This window comes from Rhodanobacter sp. BL-MT-08 (assembly GCF_054161255.1).
In genome coordinates this window covers 3,568,079-3,581,261 of record NZ_CP167872.1, presented here as the reverse complement: position 1 = coordinate 3,581,261, position 13,183 = coordinate 3,568,079, and the positions used below count along the sequence as shown (strand labels likewise).

The 13,183-nt window shown below is 64.6% G+C and carries 8 protein-coding genes; 3 read left to right on the top strand and 5 right to left on the bottom strand.

Going from position 1 to position 13,183, the window contains the following annotated elements; all coding sequences use genetic code 11:
* Positions 1-40: 40 nt before the first annotated feature.
* The 3 genes from ACDK93_RS15960 (at position 41) to ACDK93_RS15950 (ending at position 4,052) form a co-directional block, all read left to right on the top strand.
* Entirely contained in the window at positions 41-1,843 is a 1,803-nt protein-coding gene (locus ACDK93_RS15960; RefSeq protein WP_458069926.1) for a sensor histidine kinase, read from the top strand.
* Positions 1,840-2,286: a response regulator gene (locus ACDK93_RS15955; RefSeq protein ID WP_458069925.1), complete on the top strand. Its 447-nt coding sequence runs from the start codon at positions 1,840-1,842 to the stop codon at positions 2,284-2,286. Before ACDK93_RS15960 ends, ACDK93_RS15955 begins: the two co-directional genes overlap by 4 nt.
* Before the next feature lie 203 nt (positions 2,287-2,489).
* Complete coding sequence (locus tag ACDK93_RS15950) at positions 2,490-4,052, top strand: response regulator (RefSeq protein WP_458069923.1); 1,563 nt, start codon at positions 2,490-2,492, stop codon at positions 4,050-4,052.
* A gap of 48 nt (positions 4,053-4,100) precedes the next feature.
* On the opposite strand, the gene ACDK93_RS15945 is transcribed toward ACDK93_RS15950, so the two are convergent.
* The 5 genes from ACDK93_RS15945 to ACDK93_RS15925 form a co-directional block, all read right to left on the bottom strand.
* Positions 4,101-5,501, bottom strand: a complete 1,401-nt coding sequence (locus ACDK93_RS15945; RefSeq protein ID WP_458069922.1) for a sigma-54-dependent transcriptional regulator — start codon at positions 5,499-5,501, stop codon at positions 4,101-4,103.
* 126 nt (positions 5,502-5,627) lie between these two features.
* Positions 5,628-6,695 (bottom strand): alpha/beta hydrolase, encoded by a 1,068-nt coding sequence (locus tag ACDK93_RS15940; protein ID WP_458069920.1) that lies wholly within the window; start codon positions 6,693-6,695, stop codon positions 5,628-5,630.
* 42 nt (positions 6,696-6,737) lie between these two features.
* Positions 6,738-9,005, bottom strand: coding sequence for a glycosyl hydrolase family 65 protein (locus ACDK93_RS15935; protein ID WP_458069918.1), 2,268 nt, complete (start codon positions 9,003-9,005; stop codon positions 6,738-6,740).
* Positions 9,002-10,831, bottom strand: a complete 1,830-nt coding sequence (locus ACDK93_RS15930) for a putative 2OG-Fe(II) oxygenase (RefSeq protein ID WP_458069916.1) — start codon at positions 10,829-10,831, stop codon at positions 9,002-9,004. The genes ACDK93_RS15935 and ACDK93_RS15930 overlap by 4 nt, the downstream gene beginning before the upstream one ends.
* Before the next feature lie 82 nt (positions 10,832-10,913).
* Entirely contained in the window at positions 10,914-13,181 is a 2,268-nt protein-coding gene (locus ACDK93_RS15925) for a glycosyl hydrolase family 95 catalytic domain-containing protein (RefSeq protein ID WP_458069915.1), read from the bottom strand.
* Positions 13,182-13,183: the final 2 nt, after the last annotated feature.

The window sequence follows — 13,183 nt, the reverse complement described above, 5'->3', positions numbered from 1 at the left end:
GATCGCCTGACCTGAAATATCGACTGATGATGCGACTCACATGAAAGCCAGAGATATCGTCAGCTGGCGGATCGCAGGCCTGCTGGTCGCCATTTTCATCATCGTCGGGCTGCCGTATCTGGTGACGTTGAACAATCTGCGCGAAACCCAGCAGACCACGGCCTGGGTCGCCCACTCCAATGCCGTCAAGGCCGCCACTTACGAGATTGCCTACCTGGTTCGTGACAGCGAGGCGGCGGCCTATCGCATGCTGGCGGGCGACGGCACCAGCGTCACGCAGGAGCGCGTGGATCGCGCCAGAGACAGCGTGAAGGGCCTGCTGGCGCAGCTGCGCGACATGACCCGCGACAATCCCGATCAGCAGATCCTGGTCGGCACGCTCGAAAGCAGCATCAACGGCCGCGTCACCCTGATGAATCAGGCGACCGCACGGATCGAGCACGCCGACCTCGCCGGCGGACGGCAATCGCTGCGTGACGCCGGCGATCTGTTCAAGATCAATCCCACCATTTTGTCCATTGTGAAAAACGAGGATTCCCTGCTCGGCGCGCGGCAGGCGGCGGCCAGCCATGAGGCGACCACCGGCAAGCTGGTGCTGGCGGTGACGGCGCTGGCGCAGCTCCTGCTGCTGGCCATCATCGTGGTGGCATCGGAGCGCCAGATCGGCCGGCGTCTGGTGGCCGAGACGCGCGAGAGCAGCGCGGTGAAGCGTTCGCAGCAGATCCTGCACGCCGTGCGCGAGCCCATCGCGCTCTTCGACGACAAGTTGAACGCGCTGCTGGTCAATACCGCCTTCAGCGAGCTGTACCAGATGGATGGCGAGCAGCAGGCTCAGCCCCTGGCCGAGATCGGTCACGGCGCCTGGAACGACAGCGTGCTCCAGCAGCGGTTGCGCGACGTGCTGCTGCGCGACCGCGAGCTGTGGGATTACGACATGACCCAGCACACGGTCGACGGCGACGACCGGCACGTGGTGGTCAACGCACGCCGGCTGCAGCAGCAGGAGACGGATGCACCGACGCTGCTGCTGACGGTGAGCGACATCACCGCCCGGGCCCTGGTCGAGCAGAAAGTCAGCGAGCTCAACCGCCAGCTCGAAGGCAAGGTCAGCCAGATCTCCGACGTCAACCGCGAGCTGGAGGCCTTCAGCTACTCCGTGTCGCACGATCTGCGTGCGCCCCTGAGGCATATTTCCGGCTTCGCGCGCAAGCTCGAACATCATCTTGGCGAGCACGTCGACGAGAAGGCCGCGCACTATATCGAGGTGATCTCCAGCTCCGCGCAGCGCATGGCCCTGCTGATCGACGACCTGCTGGTGTTTTCGCGGCTGGGTCGCGGCGCACTCAGGCTGCAGGCGGTGGACATGCAGACCGTGGTGGAGGAATCGCGCGCGATCGTCGAGTCCGGCGTGCAGGATCGGCGCATCGTGTGGGACCTGTCGCCGTTGCCGATGGTGATCGGCGACGAGAACATGCTGCGCACGGTCTGGCAGAATCTGCTTGGCAACGCAGTGAAGTACACTGCGCAGCGCGACATCGCCACCATCAAGGTAACGGTGCAGCAGGGCACCAATGGGGATTACGAATTCACCGTGGCCGACAATGGCGCGGGTTTCGACATGCAGTATGCGGACAAGCTGTTCGGCGTGTTCCAGCGCCTGCATCGCGCGTCCGAGTTTGTCGGCAACGGTATCGGTCTGGCCAACGTGCGGCGCATCATCAGCCGTCATGGTGGCCGGGTCTGGGCCGATGCCGAGCTGGACAAGGGTGCCAACTTCCATTTTTCGCTACCGGCCACCGATCTGGCCGGGGCTTCGGCTTCAACGAATGAGACCCGCGTATGAACAAGCGTGACCTGCGTACCATCCTGCTGGTTGAAGACAGCCCCGCCGATGCCGAGATGGCGCTCGACGCGCTGCACGGCGCGCATTTGGCCAACCCGGTGGTTCACGTCGAAGATGGCGTCGATTGCCTCGATTATCTCCACTGTCGAGGCGCCTACGCCGGGCGTCAGGACGGTGACCCGGCCGTCGTGCTGCTGGACATCAAGATGCCGCGCATGAACGGGCTGGACGTGCTCACCCAGATGCGCGCCGACGAACGCCTGCGGCGTATCCCGGTAGTGATTCTCTCGTCCTCGCGCGAAGAGAGCGACCTGGCCCGCAGCTGGGACCTCGGTGCCAATGCCTATGTGATCAAGCCGGTCGACGTCGACCAGTTTTTCGACGCGGTGCGCACGCTCGGCCAGTTCTGGGCGGTGCTGAATCAGCCGCCGGAAAAAGAGTGAGGTCGGAGAGGCCCCGGTGCGAGCAAGCCGTGCCGAGAACGTGGTTTAGTCTGCAAACCAAGGGCCTGGAAAGCCCTGTCGCGGAAAGTGAGTCGCTGGCGAAAATTTTTCCGAAAGGCCCCGAACATTGTTGTGACGCCGGTTTTCAAGCCTCCCGGCCGCACAGTTTCTGGTCACGCTGAACCCGTTTCCTGGAACCCTCCATGCCAAACCGGCAGATTCAACCCACGCCAAGCATCCGCGTGCTGCAAGTCGAGGACAGCGCGCTCGACGCCGAGCTCGTGCTCGCGCAGCTCGATGAAGACAGCATCGCCTACGAGGTGCGCCTGGTCGACGACGCGCCACGTTTCGTGGCCGCGCTTGACGAATTCAAGCCGGACATCGTGCTGTCCGATCTGAGCATGCCGGGCTTTTCCGGCCAGCATGCGCTGGACCTGCTGCGCCAGCGCGACGAGGATCTGCCGTTTATCTTCGTCTCCGCCACCCTCGGCGAAGAGGCGGCCATCGAGGCGCTGCGCAACGGCGCCACCGATTACATTCTCAAGCAGAACCCGGCACGGCTGGCCAGCGCCGTGCGTCGTGCGCTGGCCGAAGCCGACGCGCGCCGCGCCAGCCGCCGCGCCGAAGCCGAACTGATTCGCGCGCAGCGCTTCGAAAGCCTGGCCATGCTGGCCGGTGGCCTCAGCCACGACTTGCGCAACCTGCTGCAGCCGCTGCTGCTGGCCGGCGACAGCCTGCAGGATTACCAGGACGACCCGCGGCTGGCGCGGCTGGGCAAGCTCGTGCGCGACTGCGGCAAGCGCGGGCTGGACATGGTGCAGTCCATGCTGTCGTTCGCGCGTGGCGCGCGGCGCGCCGAAGAGGTGCGCCTGGGCGCCCTGCTCAACGCCCTCGACCTGCTCCTGCAGGGCAGCGTGCCGCGCTCGGTGGCGATGGAGCTGGCGATCGAGGATCCCGAGCTGTCGTTCGAGGGCAACCATACCGAGCTGCAGCAGTGCCTGCTCAACCTCTGCCTCAACGCGATCCAGGCCATGCCTGACGGCGGCAACCTGCGCATCGAAACCGCGCAGATCCATCTGCCGCCGGACTTCTTTTTGCCGGAGGAGCATCCGCGCCATGGCCGCTACCTGCGCATGAGCGTGATCGACAGCGGTGCCGGCATGAGCCAGGACGTGCTCGAGCGGCTGTTCGAACCGTTTTTCACGACCAAGGAAACCGGCACCGGCCTCGGCCTGCTGTCGTGCAAGCGCATCATCAGCACCCACGGTGGCGTGATGCGCGTCAACAGCGAGCCGGGCAAGGGCACGCGGTTCGATCTGTATATTCCGCTGGAGGAACTGGCGGCCGACAGCGAGCAGGGTGGCAGCAAGGACAGCCTGGAAGGCTCCGGCGAGCGCGTGCTGGTCGTGGTCGAAGAGGCCGGCCAGCTCTCGCTGATGGTCGACACGCTCGACTCCTACGGCTACGAAGCCCACGCCAGCCAGAGCGGCACCGCCGCCTTGCAGTGGATCGAAGCCTGCGGCCTGCCGGATCTGGTGGTGCTCGATGCCGACATGAACCTCTACACCGGTGTGCGCACGCTGGCCGCGCTGACCGAGCACGGCTACTGCGGGGCGGTTATCCTGCTCGGCCGTCCCGAGGCGCCGCCCGATCTGCACGAGCTGCCGCCGTTCGACCACCTTTACGTGATCAACAAGCCGATCACCACGCCGCTGCTGCTGAAGACGCTGCGCAAGGCCCTGCTGGCGGCGGGCGGCGAAAATTAGCCGAATGGCGCATCCGGCTTCGGCACGTCTGCTCGCCGCAGCAACGTGTCAGTCGATGCCGAGCTTTTTCAGCTTGTAGCGCAACGCGCGAAAGGTGATGCCGAGCTTTCTGGCGGCGGCCGTCTTGTTGTAGCGCGACTCCTCCAGCGCCTTGATGATCGCGGTGCGCTCAAGGTTGCTGATGTAGTCGTCCAGGCCCCCGTTGTCGGCGGCCTGCGGTGCGGCTGGCGGCGGAGCCTGGACGCCGCCCATCGCTGGCGTGCCCTCCTGAAACGAGGAGCGCGGCCCGCGCTGCGGCAGCATCAGGTCGTCGGCATCGATGCTGTTGCCGTCGCACATGGCCATCGCGCGCTCGAGGATGTTTTCCAGTTCGCGCACGTTGCCGGGAAACTCGTACGCCTCCAGCGCCTGCTTCGCCGCCGGCAGCAGTTGCCCGACCGGTTCGCCGCTCTTGCCAGCGAGCGCCTTGAGAATAAAGGCCGACAGCAGCGGCACGTCGCCCCGGCGTTCGCGCAGCGGCGGCACGCGCAGTTCGATCACGTTGATGCGATAGAAAAGATCCTGCCGGAACTGGCCCTGTTCGACCAGCTGGCCGAGGTTCTTGTGCGTGGCCGAGAGAATGCGCGTATCGACCGGAATCTCGTCGCGGCCACCGATCGGGCGCACGGCTTTTTCCTGGATCGCGCGCAGCAGCTTCACCTGCATGTGCAGCGGCAGTTCGGCCACTTCGTCGAGGAACAGCGTGCCGCCCTGCGCGGCCTGAAACAGGCCTTCCTTGTCGCTGCTGGCGCCGGTGAAGCTGCCCTTGCGATGGCCGAAGAATTCGCTCTCCATCAGCTCGGACGGAATCGCGCCGCAGTTGACCGGCACGAACGGACCGCTGGCGCGCGGCCCCTGCTCGTGGATGAGCCGGGCCACCAGCTCCTTGCCCACGCCGGATTCGCCGGCGATGTATACCGGCGCCTGATTGCGCGCGAGCTTGCCGATGGTGGCGCGCACCTGCTGCATCGCCGGCGAGTCGCCGATCAGGCGGTCGCTGGAATCGCCGGTTTTCGCGTCGCCGCCGCCGTTGCGCTTTTCTTCGGCCAGCTTCAGCGCCGTGCGCACCAGGCCACGCAGCATCTGGATATCGACCGGCTTGGAGACGAAATCGAAGGCGCCGGCCTTGAGCGCATTCACCGCCGCGTCCACGTTGCCGTAGGCTGTGATCATCGCCACCGGCGTGTCCGGCGATGTGCTCGAAATCAGTTCGATGATTTCCTGGCCATCACCGTCGGGCAGGCGCATGTCGGTGAAGCACAGGTCATAGGTTCTCTCGGAAAGGGCGCGGCGCGCATCGGCCACCGTGCCTACAGCATCCACTTGCAAATCCATCCGACCCAGGGTGATGGTCAACAGTTCGCGGATGTCGCGTTCGTCATCGATGACCAGAACGGTCTGTAAGCTCATGGTGCGCCGTACTGCAATAGGTTGGTCAGAGAATACCCGTCCAGGCGTTGCTGGGCAAAGCCCGGCGTCGAGGCTTTCCGGTTCAGTGAGGGACTTCGCCATCGGAAAGCCGTCCGCCCTCATGGGTTAATGGCCCAGATGGCGATCGAAGAAGTTCACCATCACGGCATAGGCCTCTTTCGACTCGGGCATCTCCGGATCGGAGAAGAACGAGTGCCACATGCCGTCCCACACGTGCAGCTCGGCGTCGACGCCTGCGGCGGCCAGCAGGCGCTGGCTCTGGATCTCCGTGCTCATGGCGAAATCGCGCGTGCCGGTAATCAGCAGGGTCGGCGGAAACTTCGCGAGCAGATCGGGCGAGTTCGCCGGAAAGACCAGCGGATCGTCCGCTTTGGCGCCGGCGAAGTAGGGCAGGCCGGCAATTTTCAAGGGCGTGGTGGGCACGGCCTGACCATTGAGTATGGGCGCAACGTAAGTCGAGTCGCCGCTGAACTCCGCGACCGAACCGCAGAACGTGCCAATGGCGCCCGGCACCGGCAGCTTCTTCGAAATGATCCACGCCACGGCTTCACCCGTCAGCACGCCGCCGGCCGAGCAGCCGTAGATGCCGATGTTTTTCGCCGGGTATTGCTTCAGCAGGGCGCGGTAAACAGCCGCCACATCCTCGCTGGCGGCGGGAAAAACGTGCTCCGGGCCTTCGCGATAATCGACCGTGACAACCTTGATCCTGCCCAGGCTTGCTATCGGAATCGATTCCACCAGCCCACCGCTGTGCGCACCCCATAGAAAGGCGCCGCCGTGCAGGTTGATCAACACGCGGTGTTTCTGCGCCACGGCTACTCCACCTGCTGGCAGCACGACATCGGTCGGCACGCCGCCGATGGTTTCGGCATGCGTTGTCACCGGGTAGATCTTCTGCATGCGGTTGGCGCGGTCGGTGTTGATCCTGCCGTAGAACGTGCGGCTCGCCTCGATGCCGAGCGTCAGCGAAGGCGTTTTCTTGCCGTCCGCCAGCACCTGCTGAAACATGGCCGCTGCTTCCGGCGAGGCGTAGCTTGAGTAGGGAATGGTGAACGCGGGTCCCGTCGCGGTGCCGCTCTTGTCGATGGCGGGCGGCGTATCAGCAAGCGCCGCAGCGCTGTACAGGAAGGCAAGTGTCGCGATGGACAAAGTGTGCAGGCGGATCCGTTTCATCGTGCATTTCCTCGTCGTTTTATGGCATGCGAAATCGTTTTTTCAGCGAACCGTTCGCGTAAGCCGGGTTTTGCCGGTGGCATCGCGATCGATGGTGATGTCGTAGGTGATGCCGCGAAAGCGAACGTGCTTCAGCGTCAGCGATTTCCATGACGATGGCAGCACGGGCGCATAGGCCTCGACCAGGCCCGCCTGGTCAATACGCAGGCCGCTGAACCCGTAAACGATGTTCTGCAGCAAGCCCGCGCTTGCGGTGAGGAAATAGCCGGTGTTGTTGGTGGCGGTTTCGGTGCGCACGTTGAACGGCGGCTTGATCACGTCGGCCGTTATATTCCGCTCGAACCATTCGCTGGCGCCGGCCGCATCGCCCAGCGTCGCGGCGGCAATCGACGTGGGTGCCAGACCCATGCTGTTGGGGTCGCGATGCGAGCGGGTGATGGGGCTCAGCGCGTAGTCGTAGTCACGCTGTCGCAATGCCTGCGTCATCGGAAAGTCGAGCGAGGGATATGACAGCATCGGCAGCGAGCTGCCGCCCCACGAGTCCATGTCGTGCGGCACGCTTTCGTCGAAGTCGAGGTGATGTCCTTCCTTGGTGGAAAACGGAATCAGCATGCGCGCCGCGATATCCGACCAGCGCGGGTCGGGCGTCTCGCGCACGATCGCCGCCGCTGCCGTGGCGATGTTGAGCGCCTTCGCGGCCGAGGCGTTGGTGAAGGTGTCGTTCGGCACGTCGTTGTAATCCTCGTCGACCGAGGTGACGTGCAGGATTTCGTAGCGCTGTTTTTTCGCGTTGTAGGTTGCGCGGCTGGACCAGAATTTGGCGATCTCGCGGATCACCGGCCAGCCGTGCTGTTTTAGCCACACCTCGTCGCCGCTGGCCAGATAGTACTGCCATTGCGCGATGGCAATATCGGCGTTGACATGGATCTCGCGCTCACCCAGCACATGCGCGAAATAAGGCGTCTGTTCGGTGCCGTTCTCGGGATCGGCTTCCCATGGATACATCGCGCCCTGCAGCCCGCGTTCGCGCGCGCGCTGCTTTGCGGCAGGCAGCGCGCGGTCGCGGAACATCACCAGCGACTTGGCGCGCTGCGGATGCAGCAGCAACAGGGCGGGAAACACCCACGAATCGCTGTCCCAGAACGCGTGCCCCGCGTAACCCGGCGTCATCGCGCAGGCACCGATCGGCCACGCGGTGTCGGCGGTGGAATTGGACAGCAGGTAATAGAGGTCCGAATGCACGATCTGCTGCGCCTTCGGATCGCTGTCGATCTGGACGTCCGTTTGCCAGAGCCTGCGCCACGCCGCCTGATGCGCGCTGAGCAGCGCGTCGAATCCTTGCGTGCGTGCCGCGCGCGCCAGTGCAAGGTCATCCTGTGCGTTGCCGCCCCATTGCTCGCGTGATGCGGCGACATATTTGGTAAACGTATAAGTCTGGCCCCGGGTCACCCTGACGCGCAGGTTCAACGCGAGCCGATAGTCGCTCTTATAGAACGTGGCGTCGATCGGCTTCAGCTGATCCGGCAGGCTTATCGCCGCGGCCTCGGCCATGCGCAGGCCTTGTTCCGCGCGGCCATCCAGAGAAAGTGTCCGATCCGTCGCGTCACCGTGACTGGTCAGCACGTGGGTGTCGCCGTGATACCAGAATGCCGCGCGATCGGAGGTGGCCGGTGCGATCGGCTCCAGCTTCATATTGTGCGATGCGACCGCCTCCTGCATCTGCTCGCCGGTCAGCCTGCCCAGCGGCATGCGTGGCTGATACGGCGCCCAGGTATTGAGCGCAAAGGACAGCTCGATCACGCCGTCGAAATCCGGCGTGATCGAAAGCTGGGTGGCCGCCAAGTGTGGCGACGCCTGGCTGACGAAGGTCGTCACGGCGACGTCGGTGGCGCGGCTGTGATCGATATAGCGATAGCGCGTCGTCAGCGTGGCGTCGTGCAGATTCAGCACCTGCCGGTAGTTCTGGAATACCGAAGGCGCCAGCGCGACCTGATTCATCCAGAAATGGCCGGCGCTGGAGTTGCCCGTGCTGTAGTCGATCTCGGTCCAGCCCGGAATGGCGGCGGGCCGCGAAAAGTCGTCGCTGGTGTAATCCATCAAGGCGACCATGTAGGCGAGGTTGCCTTCAGTGCCGCGCGGCGCGGTCATGGTCGAGAAGTAGCCGTTGGCCAACTGGCCGGGAAAGTACCTGGCGAAATCGTTCGAGCCAGCGTTCAGCAGAAAGCTCGGGTCCGTCGCCGCAAACGAAGGCGCGGCTATGGACAGTGCGGCCAGCGTGATCACGCTGATCAATTGCCGTATCGAAGTCATGCGCCTTTCTCGCCGGCATCGGGCAACACGTCGAAGGCCACCGTCAGACGCGTGCGATCGCCGGTGAACGGCACGGTGCCGTGCCACAGGTAGGAAGGGAACAGCACCAGCATGCCGACCTCGGGTCGCAGTACGTGTTCGGCGGCTAACGGCGGAGTCGTCGCGATGCCCGGTGCACCGAACACCAGGCAGCCTTCCGGCGTGGATGCCGTGGCGATGCCGTCGGGCAGGTCGATATAGCAGGCGGACGAGATCCAGCCGCGGGGATGCACGTGATTGTTGTGGAAGCCCGACGCGCGCAGCCGCACCGACCAGCCGCCGTTGAATCGGTAGCTGCCGCGGTTGCGACGGCGCATCGGGTCGTGGCCCTGGCCGATATGTACGAGGTATTGACGTATCGGTGCGTCGAAGGCTGCGAACAGCGCCTGGATCGTCGGGTCGCTGCTGCGCGCCAGATCGTCGGTCGTTTCGGTGCCGTGGCGCAGCGACTGAAACAGCAGCGGATGTCCGTTCGCCGGATGCAGCCGTTCGAGGCTGCGTTTGACGTCGGTCAGAAAACTGGCCATGTCAGCCCATGGTGCTGGCGCCTGCAATGGCTGTGGAACGACGAGCTGCGCGTAGTCGCACAGCTCGCCGTAGCGGGGATCGTCGAGCAGGCGCCATGCCGTCGTTTGCAGCGCGATGAGATATTGGTCGTCCGGCGTGTGCGACAAAAGTTCTTCGGCCTGGGCCAGCGCTACGCGTGCGTCACCCACGCCGAGCAGCGACGCCACGCGAAGATTTTTTGCGGCTTCGTTGGCTGGTGACGCGCGCAGCGCGCGCTCGGCGAGCGCCAGCGAAGCCGCCGGGTCGAATTCCATTGCCGCCAGGCCTGCACGCACCAGCAGCGCGGGCGCTGCATTTTTATTCGCGGCCTGATCTGCCAGACAGGCATAAGCGCCGCGCGCATCACCGGCGCCCTGCAGAATCGCTGCCTTGGTGGCGCGCAGCGCGTCGTCGTCGGCAAAGGCTTGCAGCGCACGATCAAGCACGGCGGTGGTCTGGGCGGTGTCGCCGGTGCGCATCCACACCAGTCGGGCCAGATGGTTCTGGGCCTCTACGAGGCGCGGATTTCGCTGTAGGCAATCGCGTAGCGCCGCTTCGGCGCGATCGAACTCGCCCAGGCCGATAAGGCTGCGCGCATGGGTGAAGTACGCCGCGGCCGTTTGATGTCCCCGGGCCAGCGCGGAATGGGTCACTCGCTCGGCCTCCGCATGCCGATTCGCGGCATCCAGCGCGATGGCCAGCGCGTGTGTGGCGGCAGCATCGTTGGGGAATCGCTCGGACCGTTGACGGTAGAACGCGATCGCCTCGTCGTGGCGGCCAAGCGCTGCCAGCGCTGTGACGTGCTGCATGACCAGTTCGACTTCGGTGCGTTCGTCCTTGAAAAATAGCGTGATTACAGCGAGGGCTTCGCTAGCGCGCTGCGCGTCGTTGTAATAGCGCGCCAGCGCCACCGCGGCGTGCGGCATGCGCTGCGCGGCACGGCGCAGCAGCGGCTCGGCCTCATCGCCGCGGCCGCGGCTGAGCAGCAGTTCGCCCAGCGTGGCCAGCGTTGGTGCCCAATGCGGGTCCATGGCCAGCGCCTGGCGTAGCAGGGTTTCGGCGGTGTCGATATCACCCAGCGCCTGCTTGGTTCCGGCCAGCAGACGCAGCGGCTCGACCGTCTCGGGATGCTGCGCGACCAGCTCGGCGAGCTGATCGTGCGCGGCGCGCAGGTCACCCGACAGCAGCAGTGCGCCGACGCGGCGCATGGATTCGAGCAGCGCGGGCGACAAGGGATCCATCAACCGTAGCTGTTCCGAACGCCATGCGAAAATGCCGCACCGGCGATGCGAGAGCAGGTTGCGCGAGCGATGATGAAGATCGTCATAGCGCCTTGCGGGTGAGCCGGGCCTTGCCTGCCGCATCGCGATCGACCGTGACGTCGTAAAGCTTGCCGCGAAAGCTGATGTGCTTCAGCGTCATCGATCGCCAGGTCGGCGGGAGCGCTGGGGGATAGGCTTCGCTGAGGCCGCTATCGTCTATGCGCAGGCCGCTGAGTCCGTACACCAGACTCTGCACAAAGCCGGCCGAGGTGGCGAGAATGTAGCCGGCGTTGTTCGAGGCGGTCTCGCTGCGCACGTTGTAGGGCGCCTTGAGAAAGCCGACCAGGTTGCGCTGCAGCCACTCGCCGGCCGTCTTGCCGTCGCCCACCTCGGCGGCGGCGGTGGCCAGCATCACCATCATCATTTCGTTGGGGTCGTTGCCGTGCACTTTCAGCTCGTCCAGCTGGAAGGCGAAGTCGTTTTTGCGGATATCCGCCGACATCGGCAGATCGAGATTGGGATACATCAGCCACGCCAGCGACGAGCCCATCCAGGTGATCTTGTCGTGCGGCACCGAGGCATCGAAGTCGAGGTGACGCTGCGCCTTCGCGTCAAACGGGACATACATTTTTTTCGCGATATCGGCCCACTGCGGATCGGGCGTCGCGCCGACCTTGAGCGCAGCCGCGGTTGCGATATTCAGCGCTTTACGCGCGGCGGCGTTGGTGAACGAGTCGTTCGGCACGTCGTCGTAGGCTTCATCGGGCGACGTGACGTGCAGGATTTCGTAGCGGTCGCTGGCCTTGTCGTAAGTGACTCGACTGACCCAGAAATCGGCAATCGCCTTGATCACCGGCCAGCCGTTCGCCTTCAGCCACGCGTTATCGCCGCTGGCCAGGTAGTACTGCCATTGCGCGATGGCGATGTCGGCGTTGACGTGCACCTCGCGGAACACCCCATAGGCGAAGTGCGGCGTGTAGTCCTTGCCGGTTTCCGGATCGGCCTCCCACGGATACATCGTGCCCTTGACGCCGTATTGCGCGGCGCGCTCGCGCGCAGGCTGCATCGTGCGGTGACGGAACATCACGATCGGCTTGGCCCGCTCCGGATGCAGCAGCAGCAGCGCGGGGAACACCCAAGAATCGGAATCCCAGAACGCGTGGCCTGCGTAGTTCGGCGTCAGCGCGCAGGCGCCCATCGGCCATGCCGTGCCGGTGGTGGAGTTGGACAGCAGGTAATAGAGATCCGAATGCACGGCCTGCTGCACCTTCGTGTCGCCATCGATCACGATGTCCGACTGCCACAGCGCGTGCCAGGCGGATTGGTGGTCGGCGAGCAACTTGTCGAAGCCCGAGCGGCGCGCTTTTTTCGCCAGCGCGGCGGTAACCGCCGCATCGCCGCCCCAGCTCTCGCGCGACATCGCCACGTATTTGGTGAAGGTATAGGTCTGGCCTTTCTTTACCGGCACCTTCAGATTCAGCGCCAGCTGATAGGTGCTTTTGTCGAGCGTGATGGCGCTAGGCTCGATGCCCTTGGGCAATTCGATCGCAGCCGCCTCGGCCATGCGCAGACCCTGCTCGGCCTTGCCATCGAGCTGCAGGACAAGATCTTTCGTGCTGCCGTTCTCGTTCGTTACGCCGGTGTCGCCGTGGTACCAGACCGGCGCGCGGTCGGCGGTGCGATAGTTGACCGGCTCGGTCACCGACATGTTGTTGGCGGCGACCGCGGCCAGCATCTCGTCGCCAGTCATCTTTCCGATCGGAAAGCGGGGCTGGTGCGGCGCCCAAATATTCAGCGGAAAGGAAAGCTGCACCGTGCCGTCGAATTCCGGCGTGACGCTGATGCGCGTGGCCGCCAGATGCGTGTCCGCCTGGCTGACAAAGGTGGTGATGGCGATGTGCGTGGATTTGCCGCCGTCGTCGGTATAGCGGTAGCGCGTGGTCAAGGTGCCGTCATGCATGTCCAGCGTCTGCTGGTAGTCGCCGAAGGCTTTTTCGCTCAGCAGGGTGCGATTGAGCCAGAACTCGCCGGCGCTCGATTTGCCAGTGCTGTAATCGATGCCGCTCCACCCGGGTATCGCTGCTGGTCGTGCGATATCGTCCTTGGCGTAATCCATGAAGGCGACCATGTACGCGAGATTGCCTTCGGTGCCGCGCACCGAGGTCATCGTCGAGAAATAGCCGTTGGCCAAGTAGCTGGGAAAGTAGTTGTCGAAATTCTTCGAGGTGGCGCTCAGGACGAAGCTGGGGTCGGTCGCGGCGTGCGCTGCCGGAGCCGCCAAAGCCGGCGCCACGATCAGAAGGGACAGCAGTCGATGAGCTAGCGTCATGG

What these genes read in the sequence shown, in the direction of transcription:
- ACDK93_RS15960 (WP_458069926.1), top strand. Translation starts at nt 41, where the DNA reads ATGAAAGCCAGAGATATCGTCAGCTGGCGGATCGCAGGCCTGCTGGTC.
- ACDK93_RS15955 (WP_458069925.1), top strand. Translation starts at nt 1,840, where the DNA reads ATGAACAAGCGTGACCTGCGTACCATCCTGCTGGTTGAAGACAGCCCC.
- ACDK93_RS15950 (WP_458069923.1), top strand. Translation starts at nt 2,490, where the DNA reads ATGCCAAACCGGCAGATTCAACCCACGCCAAGCATCCGCGTGCTGCAA.
- ACDK93_RS15945 (WP_458069922.1), bottom strand. Translation starts at nt 5,501, where the DNA reads ATGAGCTTACAGACCGTTCTGGTCATCGATGACGAACGCGACATCCGC.
- ACDK93_RS15940 (WP_458069920.1), bottom strand. Translation starts at nt 6,695, where the DNA reads ATGAAACGGATCCGCCTGCACACTTTGTCCATCGCGACACTTGCCTTC.
- ACDK93_RS15935 (WP_458069918.1), bottom strand. Translation starts at nt 9,005, where the DNA reads ATGACTTCGATACGGCAATTGATCAGCGTGATCACGCTGGCCGCACTG.
- ACDK93_RS15930 (WP_458069916.1), bottom strand. Translation starts at nt 10,831, where the DNA reads ATGGATCCCTTGTCGCCCGCGCTGCTCGAATCCATGCGCCGCGTCGGC.
- ACDK93_RS15925 (WP_458069915.1), bottom strand. Translation starts at nt 13,181, where the DNA reads ATGACGCTAGCTCATCGACTGCTGTCCCTTCTGATCGTGGCGCCGGCT.